Here is a 23,538-nt window from a genome sequence, read left to right as displayed (position 1 = left end):
TATACTTTTGTTCGTTTGTACAAGTACCAAATCAAAACGAATGAAACAGGCCACCCTCTTAATCAGCATCTTATTATTATTTACCGGATCTTATGCCCAGCGCAGCAGCGACAACCCCTACGACCAGGTAGAAGATTATTCAGAAGGACTGGCACGGGTAAAACTCGACGGTAAATACGGTTATATCAACCTGTCCAAAAGGGAAGTGATTGAAGTAAAGTATACCCAGGCAAATGATTTTAGTAATGGCCTTGCAGCCGTAAGCGAGAATGGTAAAACCTGGGGGTATATCAATACATCCGGCAAAAAAGTGATCGACTTTAAACTGGACGATGCCAAAGATTTTGACAGCAAATATGCCTGCGCCAAAAAAAACGGGAAATGGGGCATTGTAGATAAATACGGTAATACCGTGGTTCCCTTTAAATACGATGAAAGTTTTTACCTGAATGAAGATGGCTACGGACGGATCGTTGAGAACAAAAAATACGGCGTAGTGAAAGACAATGGGAAAGTTGTTGTTACACCGATATATGATGACATGGGTTATTTTTTTGCACTGGAAGACAATATTATACATGCCAAAAAAGACGGAAAATGGGGCTTTATCAATATTGCAAAAGGTAAAACGGTGATCCCGTTTGAATATGACCAGGCCAGTATTTTCTCCGAAGGATTATTCCCCGTAAAGAAAAACGGTAAGTGGGGTTATGTTGATGCCGATAATAAGGTAGTAATACCTATGATGTATTATAGTGCCGAGCGGTTCAAAGGCGGCGAGGCCAAAGTGGCCATACGGGATGGTTATTACCTGGACAGTGATGATTACATTTTTATCAATAAGAATAATGAAAAACTGGGGCCCGGAAACTGGTTATTCCTCTATCATAAAGGCAGCTACAACAGTACCCAGTTCTGGAGCAGCAATAAAAGTTTTCCTTCCGATGATATTAAAAAGAAATGGGACGAAGGCTTTTATATTACCTCTCTGCGATACGGCTTTGATAATAACTTTTTCCTGGTAATGAGCAAAAACACCACGTACAAGGGACAAAGATGGGCCACCCGCGAAACCTTTGATGAGCTGAATACAGAATTGAGTAAAATGTGGAACGGTGATAAAGCCACGCACCCCAAATACAGGATCACCTACCTGAGTTATATTAACAACAAATGGTTAATGATAGCCAGTGAAGGAACCTATACCAATACCAACCAGCACCTGTTCCGTAAAAAAAGTTCCGGCGGGCTGTATTTTGGTAACTATATATCCTTTCCTATTACTACTATTGAAGAAGAATGGAAAAAGGGACGATATGTAGACGCTATTGCCCTCAATCCTAAGGACCTTGAATATGTATTTACCGTAAGCGATGCCTCCTATTATGTAGACCAGAAATACGAAAGTTATTCGCACCTGAAAGAGGACGAATTAAAGGCCTGGGCCAAGAAGGATTATTTTCCTTCGCAGATCGTAAAACACGATGGAACATACCACGTGATTTATACAAAATATACCAAAGGTTATAAATACAGCGACCAGGAAGTAATTGTATCGGAAACCCTGCCTACCCGAAACGTTAAAGGTTTTTGGGACAAGGGTTTTACCATTACCGATATCCACAGCTTTGAACGCAAATAAACCCAGAAGCCATACTCCTTATTCCTTAGCCTGCAGCTATTGTTGCAGGCTTTTTCATGCCCCTGTAAATTTCTGATACCGTAAGGTTTTTTCTATTAATCGGAACCCTGATAGCGCTATGCCGAAGTACATTTATCCTGTCAAAAAATTAATATAAAAATATTAGTCTATTATTTTAGTAGACTAATATTTTACCACTATATTTGCAGTCAATTATTAACACAATTCTCAGCCCCCAAAGGGTAAAGATTTTCCATAGCAAACAGTTGTTTTTACGGCCGGTGTGTCTACACCGGCTTTCTTTTTAATCACAGCGCACATACACAAAGCCAGCTAATTTACCCCTTAGATTACGCAGAAAAGACACTGCTGATTGTCGCAAATCCTCCTTTACATTTGTAAAAATGCTCGCAGAAACGGAGTATTTACTGTTAGCCAATTATTTTAACCGGTATTGCCTGTATAAAAAATATGGCGGTTTCGGGAACAAGCAGTAGTTTTGCAGCATCAAATCAGAAACCATGAAAGTTTTTTAGGGTTCGCTCCATTGTAAACCAGGACCCGTTTTATATTGCTTGTTTGTTATTGGGTAACAGCCCCGTTACCTGCTTTATTTACGTTTAATTTATTGATCATTATGTTAGCAGAGAAACCCGCTACCAATAAGGTATCCCGTTTGGTGTCGGTAATTATAAAGGCCTTAAAAGGCGAAGAAATGGATTATACCCAGGGCAACCTGCGTAAAGCCGTTATTTTACTGGCCATCCCCATGACACTGGAGATGGTGATGGAATCGATATTTGCACTTGTAGACACCTATTTTGTAGGCCATTTGCCCAATGCCAGCCAGGCCTTGCAAATTGTTGGCCTGACCGAGTCGGTGATCACGATCATTTACTCTATTGCCATGGGCATGAGCATGGCTGCTACGGCTATGGTGGCCCGCCGTATTGGGGAGAAGGATAATGAAGGCGCCACGAAAACCGCGGCCCAGATATTATTACTGGCCAGCAGCATCACCATCCTGCTCAGTGCCATGGGTATGATCTATGCCAAAGATATCCTGTTGGCCATGGGAGCCAGTGAAGCAAATGCCACAGCCGGCAAACAGTTCGTACAGATCATGATGGGCAGCGGTATCATCATTATGTTACTGTTCCTGATCAATGGTATTTTCCGGGGCGCTGGTAATGCGGCCATGGCCATGAAAAGTTTAATGCTGGCCAATATCTGTAATATCATTCTATGTCCCATACTCATAAACGGTTTAGGCCCTATACCCGCACTGGGTTTGAATGGGGCGGCATGGGCTACTACTATCGGACGCGGTATTGGTGTATGTTACCAGTTATACCATATGTTTGGCGGCAAACATAATATCAGGATCAGACCACATCACTGGAAAATACATTTGCCTATTATACGGTCACTGGTAAAATTATCGGCCCCTGCTACTTTACAGTTTATTATTGCCTCCTGCAGCTGGCTGGTTTTGGCCCGGCTGGTAGCCACTACCAGCACTGCCGGCCAGGTAATGATCGAGCATGGCGGAGAGCTGATTACCACCGATGCCGGATCGGCCGGTTACCAGACAGCCTTACGTTTAATGATGTTCTTTATTTTACCGGCCTGGGGCTTAAGCAATGCAGCTGCAACCCTGGTTGGTCAGAATTTGGGTGCCAAACAAATTGACCGTGCCCAGCAGTCTGTAATGATCACCATGAAATACAATGTTATTTTTATGGCCATTGTTACCGTCCTGTTTTTTGTAGGTGGCAACTGGTATGTATCGCTGTTTACCGAAGATGCAGGCGTAAGGGCTTATGCTACCGAGGCCGTGCATATTGTAAGTGTGGGCTATGTTTTTTATGGTATAGGGATGGTTTTACTCAACAGCTTTAATGGCGCCGGAGATACCTGGACACCCACCATTGTGAACTTCTTCGGCTTCTGGATATTCCAGATACCCTTTGCCTATTTTATGGCGGTGACCATGAAACTCGGCCCCACCGGTGTTTTTATTGCTATACCGGTGGCAGAAACCTTAATTACTATTGCCTCCTTTATTTTATTCAGAAGGGGTAAATGGAAAACGGTGAAGGTATAATAACCATGTAACGGGAACTACAACAATGAGGATAGGTTTAGAACTGTAAGGCTTTGCCCTGCTGCGGGTAAATAAGTTTAACACCCGGCTTGTTCTGCTGTTGTAGTTCCTTTTTTATTACCTGTTCATTATTGCTTTTAGGCTTCATGTGGGTAATAACTACCGGTAAATCTTTTAAAGCATTATTACGTTTACACATTTTTGAAAGAACGGTCAACTCCTGCATCAACAGTTGTGGGGTTAAATGACCGAATAATAAATTTTCGGGCTGGCTATCGGGGAAAGATACTTCAATCAGTATCCCTTTTAATTTACGCTGATCAATTAAAGGCGCTATGTTTTGCCACAACTGGTATAATTTATCTGATTGTTCTACCCGGTCAGCACCGGTATCGCCCAGGTACAGTATGTATTGTTCTTTATGCCGTATAAGCGCTGCCGTACTTTTCTGCGGATTTACATGTGATAACTCAAAAGCTTTTAACTGCATGTCAGTCCCCTCAATATCTATTTCATTGATAGAATCCAGGCGTTTATAACTGTATTTCTTTAACAAAGGTGGTTCCCCTTCATTGGTAAAATTAGCCCAGCTATCCCAGGTAAAATATTTCTCCCGTAATACTTTTATTACTTCCGGTAAAGCATAAATGGGTTTGGCAGTATCTTCCGGCGAATTAATGATAAGGCCCGCTACATGGTCCAGGTGACCATGTGAAATAAAATATCCTTTGATATTATTCTTTAGTACTGCGGCAGTATTAGAACCGGCTATTTGTTTATTAGCAACCGCTTTCTGTAAACCATAATAAACAGTACCTGCATCCAGGCACAAAAAATTTTGCTGTCCTTTCGGTGCAACCAGGTAGGCCGATAAGTTACTCTCGTCGCTACCGCCTTTTGTTCCTAACGGAATAACGGTAAAAGCCGTTTGTGCCAATAAAAAATGGGCATGTAAACTCAATACAGTTAACAGTACCCATCTTCTAATTAAGATCATATATTACCTGATATTAAAATTAATACCAAAAGTAATGAAAGAGTTCTCCTGAAAAAAATCGTCATTCGTTAAGTTAAGTGATCCGCCAAACTGTAGCTGCAGTTTTAATCTTTCCAAACCACCCCTTATTGTTAAGGCCGGCTCAAACAAAAAGTTACTTTTATTATCTTTTAAATAAGCCACCTGGTTTTCACCTCCGTAGATCAGGTCACCTTTTATATTGTTGTATAAAAGATTGAGAAATCTTGCAGAAACAGCGGCTTCAAAGTATTTTGTCTTATAGCCGAAATTAGCCTGTAAGCCATAGCGGAAAATATTGGCGGATATATCCCCTTTTGTTCCGGGATTTGCATCCACTGTAGAGGGAAAACGGTTTTCCATACTACCAAACCCTAATAAGCCAAAGGTTTCCAACGCCAGGTTATTGTTGAATGGTTTATAATACCCTCCTCCCAGTTCAACAAAATTCCCCGAACCCCGGTCACCGTTATCCATTTCGGCCGGTTTAAATAAACCGCCATTTGCCATAATACTGATGCTGTTGGACACAGCATGTGCGGCATGCAGTTCATACTGTCCTTCGGCACCGGAGGCAGTAATATTTGTTTCGCCTTTCTGCGTGAGTAAGGGAACGTTGTGGGTATTAGGCATGTAATAACGGGGGTTGCAGCTAAAGAGGAGTATGCTGCCGGCGAGCATAACAAGCAATGTGTGTTTCATATCACGGGTTTTAGTGAACAAAATTGTTTTCAACTATTTAACTCGTGGTGGTTATCCTGTATACCAAATATACAATAATTAATACTATTGCTTTTACCCGTTATTTTTTACATGGTTGGTTACTTCTTTTTAGCTTTCAATTGTGCTTTTACTTCTTTTACCCGAAACCTGGTAATATCTGCGATCAGCTCTAATGGCATAGGCTCACTTAGCGGAAACTGTACTGAGCCCTTACTCTGTTTATACTTTGCCAGTTTTTTTTCAAAAGCAGCATGGCCGGTTGGTGTGGCGTAAAAGCCGATATGTGTTTTATAACCGGCAAAATAAACAACCGGTTTACCACCTATTTTATAAGCGGGCATGGCATAACTTATTTCTTCTGTTGCGTCAGCTGCAGCAGCTTTTACCACACCCCTCACCTGTTGTAAAACCGCTTGTATAGTTGCTGTAAAGCTTTCAATATAGGCATCTACTGATGCTGGTACAGGCTTCATCATTTCCGTTTTTGGTATTGCTAATGTATTAAAATACATGCACAAAAAAAGCAGCATACTATTGTATACTGCTTTTGTACTACTCGCCCACTATATCAGGACGTTCTTTCTTACTCCAGTTTCTATGCTTGGCCCCATCCATCTTTACAATTTTCGGGGTAAACCTACCCACTACATCCACCAGGGCAGTCTGCGATTGCATCACCACATTAATATCCTTATAGGCAAAGGGTGATTCATCCAATCCGCCACCTAATAATGTAACGCCAAACTTTTTCAGTTCTTCTTTAAACTGTTTATCGGTAACAGAGGCAATGGCACGGGTACGGCTCATTTTACGCCCGGCACCATGCGATGCTGAGTTCACGGAAGCCGACTCACCTTTACCTTTTACAATAAAGCCGTCAGCAGTCATCGAGCCCGGTATAATACCCAGCACATCTTTACCCGCCGGTGTAGCCCCTTTACGGTGTACGATCACTTCGCGTCCTTCCCATATTTCTTTCCAGGCAAAATTGTGGTGGTTCTCCACCATCTTTACCGGCTTACGGCCTAACTGTTTCGCTATCTTATCATGTATCACATGGTGACAGGCTGAAGCATAATCACCGGCCAGGTTCATGGCATTCCAGTATTCAATACCTTCCTGCTCGTCCAGTGACAGCCAGGCCAGGTTTTTGGCATCCTGTGGCAAACGGCGTTTGCTGATGGCAATTTTAGTGTAATGGTTGGCAATATTGGCACCCAGCGCACGGCTTCCGGAATGGGTTAAAAATCCCACGTAGTGGCCGGCAGGTACGCCTAATACCGCATCCTTTTCTTTTACTTCAATAATACCAAACTCAGCAAAGTGATTACCCGAGCCGGATGTACCCAGTTGTTTCCATACACGGCCATGCAGGTGTTTCAGCAACGGCAAAGTATAAAATAATGCATGGTCCATAATATCGTGGTTAGCTGCACGGTCAAACTGGGCACCGCTACCAAATAAAGTAGCTTCTCCTAATTCCCTGGCAAAATAGGATTCCTTATCGGTCAACTCTTTCGGATTAATATCAAAAATGCTCAAACACATACGGCACCCGATATCCACGCCCACACCATAGGGTATAACCGCGTTATCAGTAGCCAGTACACCACCAATAGGTAAGCCATAACCGCTATGCGCATCGGGCATTAAAGCCCCGGCCACCGATACAGGTAATTTAGCTGCCTGGTACATCTGGTGCATGGCTCCTTCTTCAATATGTTCCTGTCCGAATACATTAAATTGTATCCCGCTTTGGTTCAGCGAAATACTTTCGCCATCCAGTAAATCTTTCTTCGGAATTAATTTTTCGGCAATTAATCCCAGCACCGCATCGTTTTCATACTCTACCGGTGCAGCCAATATTTTTTGTAATAATGCCATCACATCCTCCTTCGCTTCATGTTTATAATGCTTTTGCATCACCGTCATGGCAACGCTTATCACCGGCCCTTCCGGGTACCCGATGCCTCTTAAATCCTTTCCTGTTAACTTTAACTTGCTCATATCATTTTCTTTAACAACACAAATCTCTTACCTAACTGTGTAATCTTTTTGCACAGCATAAATATTTTTTATTTACCGGCTTTTATACCTTGATTGGGCTGATGTTGCAACGTCCGTTCGGGGTTCGGTTCGCTAATTAACTGACTTAGCAGCAGAGTTTACATCCTACACACTCTAAAGAGAAATGAATAAACCTGATAAAACACCAATATTTTTTTACAGATGTTTCCTCATCATTTGCTCATAAAAATGCTGATCCGTTGGATTCTTAATAAAAAACTTTGCCATTCCAATATTATCGCGTACAAGTTTGTCATGAATAATTCGATGTGCCTTTTTAATTCTTAAGTAAATATTAATATACTGCTGGGCAGTTCGAATAACTTCACTTGTTTTAATATCGCTTATCAGATAACGATGAACAATGACGTTCCTTTTATTATAAAGGATATTTAATTTGTATTCTACCTCCTTTGAGATTATTTTAATATTTCTTGCCTTTTTGTAAATGTCTCTTTCAGATATGTATTTCTTCTGCCTTTTTCCTTGAAACAAAAGCATTGGGTCTACGATTGCACTCCCTGTTTCTATTTGATTCTTCATCACAAGTGATAGTCGAAGAAGCCCATCAATTAAAGTTGCAGATAAACAAACTTGTTCAATGAAAGATGTTTTTGATTCGATTACATCTGCTAGTAAATTATGAGCGGCAGTTACGCCGCTTAGAAAATTCGAAACTAAAAAATGTCTTGATCTTGCCATCCTAAAGAATTATTATTTTGACTATCTCCAATATACTACTAGTTATTAGTTTTTAACCAAAGAAAAAACATCCGGCACTATAACCGTACCGGATGTAAGACTATTTATCGCGTACAAACAGCTGTTTCAACTGGTCGACCAGCATACCATTTCCGCTTACGCTGATATTGCTGATCTTATCGGCAATTTTCTCTACATATTCCATTTCCTTCAGTTTCCATAACATGGCATTGTCTTCCATCAGTTTGGCAGTGTTTAACAGGCTGCGGGTGCTGGCAGTTTCTTCACGACGCATGATACTATTGGCCTGTGCTTTTTTCTCCGCTACCAAAACCTGGCTCATAATATCTTTCACATCGCCTGGCAATATGATATCACGGATACCAAAATCACTTACCTGTACTCCTAATTGTGCCGCCTGTTCCTTTACTTTCTCCATTACAAAAGGGGCAATGCTTTCTTTTTTATCCAGTAACTCATCAAAAGCATAGCCGGCAATATACTCCCTCATGGCTAATTGAAAAGCTACGTATAATTGTTTGTCATACTCCTTGTTATACAACAAAGCCTGTTCAATATCCACCACTTTGTATTGGGCCCATGCATTAATACGTAAAGCCGCTTTATCCCTGGTCAGTATTTCCTGGCCATTTATTTCCAGCTGCTGCTGACGGGTATCCACTTTTCCTACCTGGATAGAAATACTATTCTTCCACCAGTAATACGTACCTGGCTCCAGTTGCTGTACAAACTTACCATCCACAAATAACAAGGCTTTTTCAAAGCTCTGAACTTCGCTGTTACGTACCCAGCCACTTAGCGGAGCTTTACTTAATAAAGCACGGTCTATAGTATCCGGGATAACAGGCTTACTGATATCCGCAACAATATAGGAACGGTTGATCACTGATTTCCAGTAAGCATAACGTCCGGCAGTCAATACCGCTTTCAATAATCCATTTTCATACTGTAAGGCAATTTCATTATCTTTTACCTCTATAATATCCAGCATAGCTGCCAAAGCTTCATCCTGCAATAATATATCCAGCTCTACCGGCGCTATAAATGGTTTGGTAATATCAAATAATTGTACCTTTTCTCTTTTCCAGAACCAATAATTGCCTTCTGTTACCACACGCTGGTATACATCATTTTTAAAAACCAAACCTACCTGGTAGGCATTTACTTTTACCTTTCTCATATTACTTGTTTTTGATCTTAATTAATAATAAAGCCTGTTTAACACACCGCTATCCTTTAGCGGAACCGGGTATACGTTTATGTAAGCTATATGTTGTAAAACAAGCTGTATTATCCAACGACAATAGAGTATTGTTTGTTAACTAAAAGCCGCTATAAACGGAACACCAGGTTGCAGGCTGTAAAATAGCTGCAGCTCAACCCAACTGGTGCATTACGGCCCCCGTTGTTATACCTCCGTATGTTTCACCGGTAGGTATAGTCTGCTGCAGGCATGTTAAACCCGGCTTTATTGGAATGTCGCCATTTGAGAAGCGGCGTACTTCTTAACGATACATTATCAGTGTATTGCTCTACCCATTGAGCTACCCGGTTTTACCCGGGGCGGGACTCGAACCCGCAGCTTGTCTGTTGCTCTGACCCCTGAGCTATCCCACTAATGAGAGAGGGAATCGAACCCCCGACCGACAGGTTATGGCGATATATGTACTCTTGTAATAACAGCATACAGGTAGTTACTACGCCTGCACTGTCATGATTCTCGGAAACATTAACCTGGTTTATGTACAACAGGCATATATCGTCTTGCCGTTAAGCAAGCTTTTTATTCCAATAAGGAAAATATGTTTAAGAACTGTTTTTGTGTTTGACAATACAAACTTCAGAAACAACTGTGCAATCTTTATGCACAGTAAAAAATATTTTTCACTTTTTTGAAAAACCTCTCTTACTAAGGCTTTTTATGTAAGAGTAATAGCAGGATCATGTATAGTTTCCAACTAGGGCAGATCAACCTAAACATTGACTTACATCATTATTTAGGTGCCGGAAATGTGTTTACTTTAAGTATTGAAATAAATTATTCATCAAATATTGCAATTATGAAAAAGTTAGCGAACAAAGTGGTAGTTATTACCGGTGCAGGTATGGGATTAGGTTTGGCTACTGCTATTGAAGCAGCAAAAGAGGGAGCTTCCCTGATGCTGGTAGATTATAATGAAGAAAAATTATCAGAAGCGGTTACCGCGGTTAAAAAAGCAGCGGCAGATGTAAAAGTGATCAGTTTTGCAGCCGACGTATCCGACGAAAGCAAGGTAAAAGCCTATGTGGCCAAAACGGTAGAAACTTTCGGTACTATTGACGGGTTTTATAATAATGCAGGCATTGAAGGCCGCCAGGCACCATTGGACAGTTACGACCTGGACGTATTTAAAAAAGTGATTGATATTAACCTGATGGGGGTTTACTATGGCCTGCGTTATATTATACCAATCATGCAGCAAAAAAATTATGGCCGTATTGTGAATGTGGCTTCCGTTGGCGGCATCCGTGGTGTACTGAACCAGACACCTTATGTGGCCAGTAAACATGCCGTATCGGGCATGACCAAAAACGTGGCCCTGGAGTACGGACGGTATGGCATTACCGCCAATGCCATAGCACCGGGTGCTATCTTAACACCGATGGTAGCTGAGGCATTTAAACAGATCAACCCGGATGATCCTAAAACTGCGGAGACCGAGTACGCCAAAGCCAACCCTACCAAACGCCTGGGCCTGCCGGAGGAAGTGGCCAAAGTGGTGGTATTTTTATTAAGTGATGACGCTTCCTATGTCAGCGGGCAGACCATCGCTATTGACGGTGGCCAGTCCGAGGTATACGGAAATGTATAAACCTGTTAGCCGTTCAATTAAGCCCGTATCCCTGAGGGATACGGGCTTTTTGTTACCCTTTAATTTAAAATATTGTCCTAATTTCCGCCAAAAGAAAAATCCCATGCCGGTAAACAGGAACGCATTGATCCGCTATCGTACCATTGACAAGTGCTTACAGAACAGGCGACGTAAATGGACCATCGACGACCTGATAGACGCCTGTACCGAAGCCCTGTATGAATATGAGGGTATTGATAAACCGATCAGCCTGCGTACCATCCGCCTGGACCTGAATGCTATGCGCAGCGAACAATTAGGTTATAATGCGCCCATTGTTGTAATCGATAAAAAGTATTATACCTATGAAGACCCGGATTATACCATCACCAATATCCCCCTTACCTCACAGGACCTGAATACCCTGCAGGAAGTATCGCACCTGCTTCGCCAGTTCAAAGGTTTCAATCATTTTACGGAGGTAAATGAAATGATCAGTAAACTGGAGGACAAGATATACAGTGAACAGCATCACCAGAACCCCGTGATAGATTTTGAGAAAAACGAATTGTTAACCGGGCTGCAATGGCTGGACGTACTGTATAAACATATCATTGAGAAGAATACGCTCCTTCTTACCTATCAATCTTTTAAAGCCAGGCAGGCGGGCGAGCTGGTTTTTTATCCCTACCTGTTGAAAGAATACCGCAACCGCTGGTTTTTACTGGGAATGCATAAAAAAGATAAACAATTACTTACCCTGGCCCTTGACCGTATACAAAAAATTGAACCCAGGCCGGATGAAAAATTCAGGACCAGCACTGATTTTGATGCCCAGACACATTTTGATGATATTATTGGCGTATCCCGCAGCCCGGGTCAAAAGCCGGTAACGGTAAAGTTTTTTACCGATCATCACCAGGCGCCCTATATTATTACCAAACCCCTGCACCATTCCCAGGAAATACTGGAAAAGAATAAGGAGGGGGTGCTTTTCCAGTTAAAAGTGATCCCCAACCTGGAGCTGGAAAGAGAATTACTCGGCTTTGGAAATGGACTGAAAATACTCAGTCCTGCCTCGCTGGTGCGCAGTGTAAGTAAGAAGATAAGGCTGATGAACCTGATGTACGGTGCTGAATACCCATAAAACCGGAGTTTGGCATTCTTTTCGCTGTACAACAGCGCAAATTAAAAAACACTAGATTTGCATTCAATATTTAAAACACAAAAAGCTACAAATGAAAAAGATTCTTGCAATTGCTGTATTTGCCACCGTATTTACAGCCTGTAACAATGAGGCAGAAAACAAAACAACTGCTGACGATACCCTGAAAGCAAAAGAGGTAACCGCTACTTACACCAGTGCCGATGGCGATTTAACCTGGAAAGAAAGCAAATTATACATTTATAAAAACGGCGAATGGGTATTGGTAGAAAAAGATATTACCCTGGCCGACGGAACGGTGATCACTGTAAACGGTGAAGTGAAAAAAGGTGATAAAACCATTCAATTAAAAGAAGGCGAGAAAGTAACCACTGTAGGTGAGTTCATCGACAATACCGGCAAAAAAGTGGCCAATGCCTGGGAGGCTACTAAAGAAGGCGTAAGTGATGCCGCCGATAAAGTGAAAGAAGGCGCTGAAAAAACAGGTGAGAAAATTAAAGACGGTGTAAAAGAGACCGGCGAAAAAATTAAAGATGGTGCGGAGAAAACTGCTGAGAAAGTAGACGCCGGTGTACAAAAAGCAAAAGAAGATCTGAAGAAAAAATTATAACCTTCTTAGTGATAACAATAAAAGATCCGGCCAAAGGCCGGATCTTTTATTTTACGCCGTCTGTTAATTTGTCAATTGCTCCATAATCCTGAACCCGATTATTTCAGCCTGTTTAACAGGTTCTGTTTGTTCGTTCGGATTAGCCAGCTCGGCAATGGTCATCGGGTTAGTGATAACCCTGCTATGCCCCAGGTGTTTACTTAAGGCCTGCGATTTCGCAATACCAAGTTTACCAAATTCGTACCGGGCAATTAACCGGCCCTTTCGCAGCAGGGCTTTATCCACCAATGTAAGTTCACTGTTAAAAGTACAGATCAGCTGTACATTTAAAAAATCGGCTAACAGGCCATCCGAAATATTCAACAGGTTAGAAACGGAGGAACTGCTGTTATGTTTACGATCCATGATGATATTTTCGGCATCTTCAATGATCAAAACCGTATTCGGATTGTCAATCAACAATTCAATAAAGTCGGGATTCATTAAATTACCCGCCACCGAAGGAGAAAGAAACAATACCCTTTTTTTTAACCGGCCTACCAGGTAACGCAGGTAAGTTGTTTTACCTGTTCCGGGTAACCCGTGTAACAGCACTATACCTTTATCATTATTCTTTTTTAACCGCTGCTGGATGGTCGTATCCACCGCTTTAAAATCGTCCTCGTAAAACAGGTCCAGATCTAGCTTTGTACGTTTTATTTCCATTGCCTTTAATTCCAGCCTGTTACGGCTTTGTACAATCAGGTTGATCTCCAACGGCTGTCTCCGCTGTTTTTCCTTGAACTGTAAAACCAGTGTGGCTATTTCCTCTACTAATTCCGCCCGGCAACCGTCGTGCAGAATTTCGCAATAGTCATCGTCCAGCTCCACCAGTATGTTTTGTTTAAAAATAAGAATTGTTTTATCAAACTGGAATTTCCTTTTATTCCGTTTATACCACCTGGTGGTATGAATATTCTGGATGCTGCCTGCATATTTTTCTCTTATTGCTGCAAACGCTTTTTCCCCGTCTACATAATTGACAAAATTGATGCTGGGCAAGGTATTAAAGCAATACAGGAACAATGTTTTCGAATCAATAAATGAATCTGAAAACAGTTCATTGGCATTCATTACCTTTTGTGTAAATAAATTGTCCATGATTAATTTTTTAAAATAGTAAATAACATTTGTTGTCAGTATTTACTATTTCATTACACGAGTTACCATAATATTCCTTTTTTACTTTTATTAATTATTGCACCACTTTATTGGCACAGCTGCTACTGGCAAAGGCATCAGGTTTAGCTTTAAAGGCAAAACCCATTCCCATGATATAACCCATCGCTTCTTTTAAAGCATCGTTACTTTTAAAGTTTGGATTGGTATTAATGTCCACGTGTAATTCCAGGTCCACATTAAACCGGGAAAAGACACCTGACAATTCATACGCCACCGCCACACTCTTATTCACTTCCATCAACATACGTTCTTTCACCGGCATGTGCCTGTGCTCGTATTCGTTGTGTATATACATAAAACCACCTTTACCTTTACGCACAAATACAATAACAGTAGCAAATTCTACCAGCCGGCCCTTTACCTGGCTATCGGTGCCTATACATACTTTTAACGCATGACCTGCTTCGTGCTCGCGTTGCAAGGCATTTGTAATTTCTGCTGTAATCGGTATCCTGATACGCTGGCCATTTAATTTCCGCCACTGTTGCTGCTGTTCCATTGTTTTAGTTTTATGTTTCTTTGATCATGTCTATTATCCTTGTAACCGGTTTGTTTTTAAAATCATTATTCGGAATATCTTTATCAACAAAATGATAATACCTATATTTCCCGCCTATAATTTTTTGTTGCCGTTTTTCGTAGTCATTTCGCTTTAAATAATTATCTATCTCCGCAATCCGTTTATTGATGGCTGCATCCATTTTTCTAACCTTGTAAATGATATGCGGCTTTACTACCAGTACAAAACGCCAGGGTTCAACAAAGGCATAGCGTAAGTATGATTTACCGCTACTATCCATACAGAAATAAGCATAAAACATTTGTTTCTCTGCTTCAGTAAAACCCAGCCTGTTAAAATGTAGCTCATCCGGCTCTAATAGTCCTTGTTGCCTGACCACATATACTTTACGGCCAAACTTTTTACGTTTTACAGTGAAATCTTTTTTCCAGCTGTAATGCACTGTATTTATCTTTTTTAAAATCGATGTAAAAAACTCAGCATGTTTATTATTCATCACATCTTCCCGCAGTACAAAATACCGTTTCCAACCCTGTTGCACCGGAGGGTTTAATAATTCCCAACCGAGCTGCCAACGTTGCAGATACAATGCTTTTTGCTCCTTATGTAACTGAATTAAGTATTTATCAAAATCCTCGTACTGCATTCTCTTTTTTTGCCGGGCAGTACGTAACCGGTATTGAAGAATGTCTTCTCCAAATGTTTTAATAAGTTTTGTGTCCATAATGCTTTAATTGGTTCCGTTCGAAAACTGTAATGCCATGATGGCATTTTCCTATTGCTCATTATGAACTGTAAATTCCTTTTCATGTTTATTATTTTATTGTTGCACGGGTTGCAGGAATCGAACCTGCATCAGCGGTTTTGGAATCCGCCGTAATACCATTATACCAAACCCATCTGTGGTGCTCCAAGGAATCGAACCCTGATCTTTAGCTCTTCAGACCAATGCAAATAGAACCATCTCTGCCAAAGCACCATTTGTTTGCCATAAATATTGACTGATCACTAATCCTCATCATCGAATTCATTTATTGCAAACTGCGGAGAGCGCAGGATTCGAACCTGCCTGGGTGTTATCCCAACCTCAGCTTAGCAAGCCAGTGCCATACCACTCTGCCAGCTCTCCCTATTATTATTGCGGAGAGGAAGGGAATCGAACCCCTGAGCCTGATAAGGACCCACTGTTTTCAAGACAGCTTCCTCGACCAACCGGACCCTCTCCTTTGTGTGAGTAGTAAGATTCGAACTTACTATGCCGTTAAGCACCCGATTTACAGTCGGGCCCAAACCTCCGGCTTTGGTGTACTCACCTGTTGCGGATGAAGAAAGATTCGAACTTTCAACCTGTTGCTTAACAGGCAACTGCTCTGCCATTGAGCTATTCATCCGTTTCTGAGTCGCGCAGAAGAATCGAACTTCTTTCTCCCGGTTTGCAGCCGGGTGCATACAGCCAGTCTGCCAGCGCGACATTCATGTTAGTTGGCCCGGTGAGACTCGAACTCACAACCCTCCGGTTAAAAGCCGGATACTCTGCACAATTAAGCTACGAGCCAGTATATGTAATTAATAATTAGTAGTTAAGAATTAATAATTTACCTGTTGGTTCAGAGAGATTCGAACTCCCGTTTCTTCATTCGTAGTGAAGTGTGCTGCTCCATTGCACCATGAACCATTTTGTCGCGGCTACAGGATTCGAACCTGTAACTGAAGCGTATGAGACTTCCGGGTTACCATTACCCCAAACCACATTGCCTGTTAACCTGAACAGATTTGAACTGTTAACCTTGAACGTATAAGGTTCCTGCTCTGACCATTGAGCTACAGGTTATTTTTAATTAATAATGAATAATTAAGAATTAATAATTCATTATTAAATTACTACTGTACGACCTTCAGAATTGAACTGAATACCTTCACCCGCTACTTACCTCTCAGAAAGAAAGGGGAGTGAACATGTTACCATTACACCAGGCCGTATTAAGTTTCTGCCGTTTATATGCTCACCATTTGCTGAACAGCGAACAGGAAGCACAAGTGTGCGACGCAACAAAAGCTGATAGCAGTACTGCAGCTGACTACATTATCAATTTTGTTATTTAATCACTGGTTGACACCGGGGATCGAACCCTGTTCCCCACATTCACCCTGTGGTACTTTACCAGATAAGCTAATGCCAACGTATGCGGTTTGTACGGGAATTGAACCCGTAGCAACAGATCGACAATCTGTGATGTTAACCATTACACCAACAAACCATTTATTGTTACCAGACCCGGATTTGAACCGGGAATACCAGCCTCAGAAACTGGTGTGTTGCCTGTTACACTATCCGGCAGTTTGCGGCCCGTGTGAGCTGTACACTCTTTGTGCCACCAGGTTATTATACCCGGTAACATTAACGAACCGTACGCAGTTTGTATGGGGATCGAACCCATATTACAAGAATGAAAATCTTGTGTCCTGACCATTAGACGAACAAACCATTTAGTATAGGAGACAGGATTCGAACCTGCAGCCTCTTCATTCCAGGTGAAGTATCCGGCCAATCGGAATGCTCCTATAAGTGAGTGAAGCTTACGCTTCACTACTGTTTTCATATTGGGTTTAATGGTACGTCGTTTTAAAGTATCCCCGCTGCATCTCACGGGGTATACTCATTCCTCCTCTGCAAATTATTTTCAGCGTAACAGGAATTCAGCCGGATGCACACCTGATCCGTATGCGTTACTGTTAGCCATTGTTTCTTTTTTTTGTTTTACTTCATTCAGCTTGCTGACGATTAAATGCACCAGCAATACCATTAATAAAAACTGCATATTTACCTGCCTTTTTAAACGGGCATAAAAAAAGCCCGGTCTTTTTTACGACCGGGCTTTCAAACAGGTATAACTATACCTATGCTCGAATATACTCCGGCCAGTCAATGAATTTATTTTCACGGTCACCTATGGGCATACTACTGCCATTTGATGTGATACACCATGATAACAGTGAACAAGTATGCTTCACCTCTTTTTTAAACTGATATTGTTGTTCGATCATTTTCATTTTATATTAAGCAACAATACTACCCATCTTTTCCACGATCATTATCATGAAAAACCAATAAAAAACCCCGCAATCGCTTGCGGGGTCTGTATTTGAATGATGTAGTAGTTACATTTTATCCAGCAGCATACATGCCCCGCTTATCATACAATAGTCACCTATGGGACTAAAGCGATTTGCCGATTCAATATGTAATTTTACCTGTAGCATGTTGCTGTTTTAATTTGTTTTGCCCTGCAAAGATGAAAACTTTTTCCTGATGTGTCCAAATTTTTGTGAAAGTTTTTTTAAAATTATTTTTCGGGGTTAGCAAAATTGTAATTATAAATTTATCTTAACCCAGTACTGTCATAACAAAAATTTATTATTCAGCCAATACATATACGTAATAATATTTTTTGATAAAAACAAGCCCGCGACACACTCTTATTGAAACTATGCAAATAGGTTACACAGGTAAAGCGATACAGGAGATGGCATGGGATATAATCCCGAAGTATTTAGTAAAGTAATTAATGGAAGCCCCCGGACTAAAGCCAGGCAAAAAGAAAAAAAAGAATAATTGTAACCGATTGTGAGAAAAAAATTAAAAACTTTTCCCCATTTCCACGTTACAACATTAAAAAATAGGACCTGAGCCAAATGCAATACCAGCAAAGGTTTCAGCTTACTTTTTAAAAAAATTATAAAACTATTGGAGAACAGTTAAAAAAAATACCTCATTCGTGGTATTGCATATTAATAAAATTAAGAGTAATCTTGTACTGGTTTTTCATAGGATATTGGATTTTAAAACGGGGCAGCATATCTATGCAAGCCCTTTTTTTATGCCCTTCCTCTTTGAATGATAAAAGATACCAATTGCCGAATTGTTAAAGGAAATACAATAGTTAATTTTACACGGAAACTACCTGTGTAATTTCTTTTCTTCCTTCATCTTTTAAAAAAATAATTTTATGCGTACTTATTTATCCATGCTTTTAGCAGTTTTATTAGTGATTACTTCATGTGCAACCGGGAAAAAAGCAGGCGGTACGGCCCAGCCGCTGACCAGTACCAAATGGGTATTGACCAGCTTTACGGATAACGGGAAAGACAACAAGGTAAGTAATAGCCGTGCGTTTATAAAGTTTGATGACAGCAAACAAAGTGTAGGCGGTAACGGTAGTTGTAATAATTTCGGAGGCAGTTATACCCTCGACGGGAATAAACTGTCGGTAAGCAAGGTTTTTTCAACGAAGATGTTTTGCCAGGACGTACAAAAAACGGAAGACAGTTTTTTACGCTTGCTGGAAACCGCTACGCGTTACGAGATCAAAGGCGATCACCTGACCATTTATAATGCCCAGGGTGCTATATTACATTTTACTGCTGCAGTATAACCGGCAAAATCATAATGCAGGCTGATCAGATGATCAGCCTGCATTATTTTAAAACAGGGAGGTCTGCTGCCCCGGCCTTCTGAATTTGGACTGATCCAGGCTCCATTCCTCGGCATTCATACCATAAAGTTTACCGTATTTCTTATACTGCTGCGCTACAATCTGTGCAATGGCCCCTTCGCCGCGCATGCGCACACCCCAGCGGGTATCGTTTACCTTTCCATCATGGCTTTGCTCTATCAGGTGCCATACTTTATCGGCCCTGTCCGGAAAATTTTTATACAACCAGTCGCGAAATAAGAACTGGATAGCGCCGTTTAAACGAATAAAAGTATAGGCCGTAAATGTAGCGCCGTTATCAGCGGCTGCTTTCATTATACGCTGCATTTCATGTTCGTTTAAACCGGGTATCATAGGGCCCATCATAATACCCATACGTACACCTGCACTGCTTAACTCGTTGATCACTTTCAGTTTTTGCTTCGCAGTTGTGGTACGTGGCTCCATGGCACGGCGCAGGTCTTCGTTAAAGGAAGTGATAGAGACCATGGCCGAGACAATTTGTTTTTTTGCCATTTCCTGTAATACATCCTTATCCTTGAGAATCCAGGAATTTTTGGTCAGTATACCTACGGGCTGGTTAAAGTCGTTACACACTTCCAGCAAACCACGGGTCAAACGATATTTCTGCTCAGCCGGCTGGTAACAATCGGTATTACCGCTTAACATAATAGGCGTAGCATCCCATTTGGGATGCATTAAAAATTTACGCAGTAATTCGGGAGCGTTTTTTTTCACAATGATCTTTTGCTCAAAATCGAGCCCGGCGCTGTAACCCCAGTATTCATGCACATTTCGGGCATAACAGTAGATACAGCCATGTTCGCATCCTGCATAGGGATTCATGCTATACCCCATGCCTACATCCTTGCTCTCTACTTTATTGACAATGGTTTTTGATTGTTGTTCGATGTATTGAGTAGGCAGGTTAGCTTCCTCCCAGTCATCTATTCCTTCAATATGTTCGCGGGTCCGTTCATCTTTTAAAAAACGGTTCTTCGTGTTGAATTGAGCGCCCCTGCCCAGCTTATAGACATCAGCCTCTGAAGGGTTGGCCACTTTTACTTTATAATGATCCTGTTGTAAGGGTTTATTCGGGGATTGATCTGCTTCGTTTACCGGCATAACAAAAAATTAAAAGGTGAAAAATAAAAACACGCTGAGCCAGGCCACAAAGAATGCAGCCAAACTACAGGTAGTTAAAGTAAACGAGGAGGAAGTAAGATGAGATCTAAGATCTTAGATCTGAGATCTGAGATTTAGGATTTTAGGATAGTAGTGAGTATTCAGTTTGCTATGCCCATTTATCGGCTGAGGCATTTTGGTAGTCGCGCTGGTATTTTTCGGGAATATTGCCCTGTAACATAGAACCCGGTTCTACGGATGGGAATATTTCTTCAAAAGTATGCATCTGGTTCAATGATATACGCCTGTAAATATGCGACCGGGTGATCTGGCTCATATGATCGATACCCGCAGCGCCCATTAATTCTACAAAGTTTTTAATGGTCAGTTGCTGGTAGTTGGCCACCCTTTGTTTTTTATCGCTTACCACCAGTCCAACGGATAATGACGGATCCTGTGTAGCCACACCTGTAGGGCATTTATTGGTATTACATTGCAATGCCTGTATACAACCTAAAGCCAGCATCATGGCCCGGGCACTGTTACATATATCGGCCCCCAGTGCCATGGCACGTACCAGGTGAAAGCCGGTAATGATCTTGCCGCTGGCCACCAGCTTTATATGCTCCCTGATGCCCAGTCCCACCAGCATGTTCTGTGCAAAAGCCAGTCCATCCAGCAAAGGCGCTCCCACATAGTTGGAAAACTCCTGCGGAGCTGCACCGGTACCGCCTTCCGCACCATCAATGGTAATGAAGTCGGGGTAAATATCCAGTTCGATCATGGCCTTGCAGATAGCCAGAAACTCACTTTTAATACCTATACATAATTTAAAGCCCACGGGTTTACCACCGCTTAAGGTTCTTAGTTTATGAATGAACAGTATTAACTCACGCGGCGTTTTAAAGGCCGAATGAAAGGGAGGTGATGCCACGGTAGTATGCGGCTCTATGGCTCTTATCTTGGCAATTTCAGGGGTGTTTTTTGCTGCGGGTAATATACCGCCATGCCCAGGTTTGGCACCCTGCGAAATTTTCAATTCAATCATTTTTACATTGGGCAAAGTAGCACGCTCCGTAAACTTATCCGCATCAAAACCACCTTCATTGTTCCGGCAACCAAAATAACCGGTACCTATCTGCCAGATAATATCGCCCCCATGTTTTAAGTGTGCCGGGCTTAAGCCACCCTCACCTGTATTGTGGGCAAAGCCCCCGATCTGTGCCCCGGCATTTAAAGCTTCAATGGCATTACCGCTTAGTGATCCATAACTCATGGCCGATACATTCAAAATGCTGCAGGAATAAGGCTGGGTACAACCTTTATTGCCCACCAATACCCTTGGATCATGGTCCATTTTTTCAAAATCCTTCGGCGCAATGGAATGGCTTAACCACTCATATCCTTCCGCATACACATCCAGCTGGGTACCAAAAGGCATGGTATCGGTTTCTTTTTTTGCACGCTGGTATACGGTGCTCCTGTCTACCCTGTTTAAAGGGCGGCCATCAATATCCGATTCAATAAAATATTGGTATACTTTAGGCCGCAGTTCTTCCATTACATAACGTAAGCGCCCGAATAAGGGATAGATACGCATGATAGCATGCTTTTGCTGCGACATATCATAATAACCCAGCAAGGTTAAACCCAGTACAATGACAAAAAGCGGGTACCAAAAAGGACTCAGAAAGATCGATAGCAAAAGGGTTGCTACTAACAAAACGGCTGAAACAATGACAAACTGCTTTCTCATGTCTATCCTGTATAAAAATGTGGATCGGAATAAACGACAAAGATGGCGAATGTTTTGGTATAAACTAAAGTAAAAAACAAAATTATTACACCAGCCCTGTATTTACCGGTCTTTAACCCGTATTCCAGGGTATGCCGTTGACCATCACCCATTTTATTATTTCGTATTGTGTCATAGGGAATATATTAAAAAGTAAAAAAATAAATCATATGCCAGGGGTATTTATCCAAATAAACTACCCTGTTCCTGTGCCACCGTTGTATGTTCAAAAAGAAAAGTTTTTACCCGTTCGTATTGCTGGGTATGTAATGGTCGCCGCAATAATAACATACCCGTTGCTATAAACCGGCCGGTAAAGGTTTTATGACTGTATTCCAGCCAGCCTTTTTCGTATTGCCAGGGCTTGAGTTTACGGGCAATGGTAAGATGTGGCTCCATTATAAAATGGGGTTTGTTATCATCATTTAACTTCATTAAACGCTGGGCATTGGTCCTAATATTTTTTACCAGTGTTTGTACCGGCACTTTGGATGTTATATTTATATAGATGGTATGTGCGGGAAAGCTACCATAGTTTTTTAACTCAATTTTGATAGGTTCCTGTGCCATAGCAATGGCCTGTAACCTTTGTACCAGGCGCGGCTGCACCATTTCATATTGTAAAAAATTAACCAGGGTAAGATGCGGCTTTCCCCAGCGGGCATGAGCGGCCTCGTAGTTTTTGGCAAATGCCTCTTTCTCCTGCATGACCTGTTGCTGCAGGGCTTCGTGCGGGTGTAATACCAGCAGGTATTCATATACCTGGTAATTCAATAAACTTTCGCCTTCCAGTTGCATGATTTTTTGTTTTATGTTGCCGGCTGCTGTTTTTCATGGCATCTTCGTTGCGACGCTCCCTTCAGCTGCAGGAACAGGATGGTACAAAACCTTGACCAGCCGCGGCTTTGAGCCATTAGCTATTTTATTTAGTATAAAATTACTAAATATTTTAGTTTTTCAAAATATTTACGCACCTTTATGTATAAATATTTTTACCCATGGAAGGAGAAGATTTTTATGGTGCTGCCTATAAAGGCAGTAAACAATTTAACCAGCAACAGGTACCTACGGCCAATGCCACAGGTTTTACCGCAGCCGCTGATGATTATGCCGAACGGGGCATTGACCTGAACGAAGAACTGATCCGGAATAAACCGGCCACTTTTTTCTTTCGCATGAAAGGCGATGCCATGCAGGAAGCCGGCATTTTTGAAGGTGATATACTGATAGTGGACCGTTCATTGAAAATAGCCAACGGAAAAGTGATTGTGGCTATACTGAACGGTGAGTTATTGGTACGCCGCTTTCATAAAAACTTTTCATCGGCTTTTTTAATACCCGAGAATAAACGTTACAAACCGATCAACCTGGGTGAGTTTACCGATTTTTCGGTGTGGGGAGTGGTTACGTTCATCATTCACAAAGTATGAGAGCGGTTATAAGTGATGAGTTTTAAGTTAAGGTAGCTGAGCAGCAAACGGAACGATGCAGTGTGCGACGC

20 protein-coding genes and 12 tRNA genes are annotated in these 23,538 nt (G+C 41.6%); 7 read left to right on the top strand and 25 right to left on the bottom strand.

The genetic code is table 11. From position 1 onward, the window contains the following. Window positions 1-40: 40 nt before the first annotated feature. Both ACFS6H_RS06710 and ACFS6H_RS06705 read left to right on the top strand, forming a co-directional pair. On the top strand, window positions 41-1,642 hold the full coding sequence (locus ACFS6H_RS06710) for a WG repeat-containing protein (RefSeq protein WP_386096523.1): 1,602 nt from the start codon (window positions 41-43) through the stop codon (window positions 1,640-1,642). Between the two features lie 637 nt (window positions 1,643-2,279). Further along, window positions 2,280-3,749: an MATE family efflux transporter gene (locus ACFS6H_RS06705; RefSeq protein ID WP_386096521.1), complete on the top strand. Its 1,470-nt coding sequence runs from the start codon at window positions 2,280-2,282 to the stop codon at window positions 3,747-3,749. A gap of 37 nt (window positions 3,750-3,786) precedes the next feature. Here the strand turns inward: ACFS6H_RS06705 and ACFS6H_RS06700 are convergent, their stop codons facing one another. The 6 genes from ACFS6H_RS06700 to ACFS6H_RS06675 all read right to left on the bottom strand — a co-directional run bounded on the left by ACFS6H_RS06700 (window position 3,787) and on the right by ACFS6H_RS06675 (window position 9,457). Beyond that, complete coding sequence (locus tag ACFS6H_RS06700) at window positions 3,787-4,746, bottom strand: MBL fold metallo-hydrolase (protein ID WP_386096519.1); 960 nt, start codon at window positions 4,744-4,746, stop codon at window positions 3,787-3,789. A 3-nt stretch (window positions 4,747-4,749) separates the two neighbouring features. Continuing rightward, a complete protein-coding gene (locus ACFS6H_RS06695) occupies window positions 4,750-5,466 on the bottom strand; it encodes a hypothetical protein (protein ID WP_386096517.1) in 717 nt (238 codons plus the stop codon). 119 nt (window positions 5,467-5,585) lie between these two features. Then, window positions 5,586-5,960 (bottom strand): iron chaperone, encoded by a 375-nt coding sequence (locus ACFS6H_RS06690; RefSeq protein ID WP_386096515.1) that lies wholly within the window; start codon window positions 5,958-5,960, stop codon window positions 5,586-5,588. Window positions 5,961-6,039: 79 nt separating this feature from the next. Next, window positions 6,040-7,494: an RtcB family protein gene (locus ACFS6H_RS06685; RefSeq protein ID WP_386096513.1), complete on the bottom strand. Its 1,455-nt coding sequence runs from the start codon at window positions 7,492-7,494 to the stop codon at window positions 6,040-6,042. Window positions 7,495-7,710: 216 nt separating this feature from the next. After that, a complete protein-coding gene (locus ACFS6H_RS06680) occupies window positions 7,711-8,256 on the bottom strand; it encodes a hypothetical protein (RefSeq protein ID WP_386096511.1) in 546 nt (181 codons plus the stop codon). Between the two features lie 100 nt (window positions 8,257-8,356). After that, window positions 8,357-9,457, bottom strand: a complete 1,101-nt coding sequence (locus tag ACFS6H_RS06675) for a slipin family protein (RefSeq protein ID WP_386096509.1) — start codon at window positions 9,455-9,457, stop codon at window positions 8,357-8,359. An 880-nt stretch (window positions 9,458-10,337) separates the two neighbouring features. On the opposite strand from ACFS6H_RS06675, the gene ACFS6H_RS06670 reads away from it, so the two are divergent. From ACFS6H_RS06670 to ACFS6H_RS06660, 3 genes are all read left to right on the top strand, one after another. Beyond that, entirely contained in the window at window positions 10,338-11,129 is a 792-nt protein-coding gene (locus ACFS6H_RS06670; RefSeq protein WP_386096507.1) for a glucose 1-dehydrogenase, read from the top strand. After that, window positions 11,068-12,255: a helix-turn-helix transcriptional regulator gene (locus ACFS6H_RS06665; RefSeq protein WP_386096505.1), complete on the top strand. Its 1,188-nt coding sequence runs from the start codon at window positions 11,068-11,070 to the stop codon at window positions 12,253-12,255. Before ACFS6H_RS06670 ends, ACFS6H_RS06665 begins: the two co-directional genes overlap by 62 nt. A gap of 91 nt (window positions 12,256-12,346) precedes the next feature. Continuing rightward, window positions 12,347-12,883, top strand: a complete 537-nt coding sequence (locus ACFS6H_RS06660) for a DUF6799 domain-containing protein (RefSeq protein ID WP_386096503.1) — start codon at window positions 12,347-12,349, stop codon at window positions 12,881-12,883. Window positions 12,884-12,946: 63 nt separating this feature from the next. On the opposite strand, the gene ACFS6H_RS06655 is transcribed toward ACFS6H_RS06660, so the two are convergent. From ACFS6H_RS06655 to ACFS6H_RS06580, 16 genes are all read right to left on the bottom strand, one after another. Beyond that, window positions 12,947-14,023 carry an AAA family ATPase gene (locus tag ACFS6H_RS06655; protein ID WP_386096501.1) on the bottom strand — a complete coding sequence of 359 codons (1,077 nt, stop codon included), beginning with the start codon at window positions 14,021-14,023 and terminating at the stop codon, window positions 12,947-12,949. A gap of 94 nt (window positions 14,024-14,117) precedes the next feature. Continuing rightward, window positions 14,118-14,603, bottom strand: coding sequence for a ribonuclease H-like YkuK family protein (locus tag ACFS6H_RS06650; RefSeq protein ID WP_386096499.1), 486 nt, complete (start codon window positions 14,601-14,603; stop codon window positions 14,118-14,120). A gap of 10 nt (window positions 14,604-14,613) precedes the next feature. Next, window positions 14,614-15,348 (bottom strand): hypothetical protein, encoded by a 735-nt coding sequence (locus tag ACFS6H_RS06645; protein WP_386096497.1) that lies wholly within the window; start codon window positions 15,346-15,348, stop codon window positions 14,614-14,616. Between the two features lie 105 nt (window positions 15,349-15,453). Continuing rightward, window positions 15,454-15,524 (bottom strand) — tRNA-Trp (locus ACFS6H_RS06640). Window positions 15,525-15,527: 3 nt separating this feature from the next. Beyond that, window positions 15,528-15,603: transfer RNA gene (locus ACFS6H_RS06635), tRNA-Phe, on the bottom strand. 162 nt (window positions 15,604-15,765) lie between these two features. Beyond that, window positions 15,766-15,849, bottom strand: a tRNA-Ser gene (locus tag ACFS6H_RS06630). A 94-nt stretch (window positions 15,850-15,943) separates the two neighbouring features. Continuing rightward, a tRNA-Asn gene (locus tag ACFS6H_RS06625) sits at window positions 15,944-16,015 on the bottom strand. 91 nt (window positions 16,016-16,106) lie between these two features. After that, a tRNA-Lys gene (locus ACFS6H_RS06620) sits at window positions 16,107-16,180 on the bottom strand. Window positions 16,181-16,226: 46 nt separating this feature from the next. Then, a tRNA-Arg gene (locus ACFS6H_RS06615) sits at window positions 16,227-16,299 on the bottom strand. 5 nt (window positions 16,300-16,304) lie between these two features. Continuing rightward, a tRNA-Met gene (locus ACFS6H_RS06610) sits at window positions 16,305-16,375 on the bottom strand. 7 nt (window positions 16,376-16,382) lie between these two features. Beyond that, window positions 16,383-16,455: transfer RNA gene (locus ACFS6H_RS06605), tRNA-Ile, on the bottom strand. A gap of 355 nt (window positions 16,456-16,810) precedes the next feature. After that, a tRNA-Asp gene (locus ACFS6H_RS06600) sits at window positions 16,811-16,882 on the bottom strand. Window positions 16,883-16,890: 8 nt separating this feature from the next. Further along, window positions 16,891-16,962: transfer RNA gene (locus ACFS6H_RS06595), tRNA-Gln, on the bottom strand. Between the two features lie 75 nt (window positions 16,963-17,037). Beyond that, window positions 17,038-17,109: transfer RNA gene (locus ACFS6H_RS06590), tRNA-Glu, on the bottom strand. Window positions 17,110-17,115: 6 nt separating this feature from the next. Next, window positions 17,116-17,188: transfer RNA gene (locus ACFS6H_RS06585), tRNA-Pro, on the bottom strand. 117 nt (window positions 17,189-17,305) lie between these two features. Beyond that, complete coding sequence (locus ACFS6H_RS06580) at window positions 17,306-17,443, bottom strand: hypothetical protein (RefSeq protein WP_386096495.1); 138 nt, start codon at window positions 17,441-17,443, stop codon at window positions 17,306-17,308. Between the two features lie 1,188 nt (window positions 17,444-18,631). Here ACFS6H_RS06580 and ACFS6H_RS06575 point away from each other — a divergent pair. Further along, a complete protein-coding gene (locus ACFS6H_RS06575) occupies window positions 18,632-19,057 on the top strand; it encodes an META domain-containing protein (RefSeq protein ID WP_386096493.1) in 426 nt (141 codons plus the stop codon). A gap of 48 nt (window positions 19,058-19,105) precedes the next feature. Here the strand turns inward: ACFS6H_RS06575 and ACFS6H_RS06570 are convergent, their stop codons facing one another. The 3 genes from ACFS6H_RS06570 to ACFS6H_RS06560 all read right to left on the bottom strand — a co-directional run bounded on the left by ACFS6H_RS06570 (window position 19,106) and on the right by ACFS6H_RS06560 (window position 22,835). Then, window positions 19,106-20,242, bottom strand: a complete 1,137-nt coding sequence (locus tag ACFS6H_RS06570; protein WP_386096491.1) for a PA0069 family radical SAM protein — start codon at window positions 20,240-20,242, stop codon at window positions 19,106-19,108. A gap of 169 nt (window positions 20,243-20,411) precedes the next feature. Continuing rightward, the gene (locus ACFS6H_RS06565; RefSeq protein WP_386096488.1) at window positions 20,412-21,998 is read right to left on the bottom strand and encodes an FMN-binding glutamate synthase family protein; all 1,587 of its coding nucleotides are present in this window, start codon (window positions 21,996-21,998) and stop codon (window positions 20,412-20,414) included. Window positions 21,999-22,220: 222 nt separating this feature from the next. Then, window positions 22,221-22,835, bottom strand: a complete 615-nt coding sequence (locus ACFS6H_RS06560) for a 2'-5' RNA ligase family protein (protein WP_386096486.1) — start codon at window positions 22,833-22,835, stop codon at window positions 22,221-22,223. Window positions 22,836-23,035: 200 nt separating this feature from the next. On the opposite strand from ACFS6H_RS06560, the gene ACFS6H_RS06555 reads away from it, so the two are divergent. Next, the gene (locus ACFS6H_RS06555; protein ID WP_386096484.1) at window positions 23,036-23,467 is read left to right on the top strand and encodes a LexA family protein; all 432 of its coding nucleotides are present in this window, start codon (window positions 23,036-23,038) and stop codon (window positions 23,465-23,467) included. Window positions 23,468-23,538: the final 71 nt, after the last annotated feature.

It is taken from the genome of Terrimonas rubra (genome assembly GCF_042686025.1).
GTDB classification, from domain to species: domain Bacteria; phylum Bacteroidota; class Bacteroidia; order Chitinophagales; family Chitinophagaceae; genus Terrimonas; species Terrimonas rubra.
The sequence above is the reverse complement of the archived record's forward strand: the minus strand, read 5'-3'. Positions and strand labels throughout refer to the sequence as shown.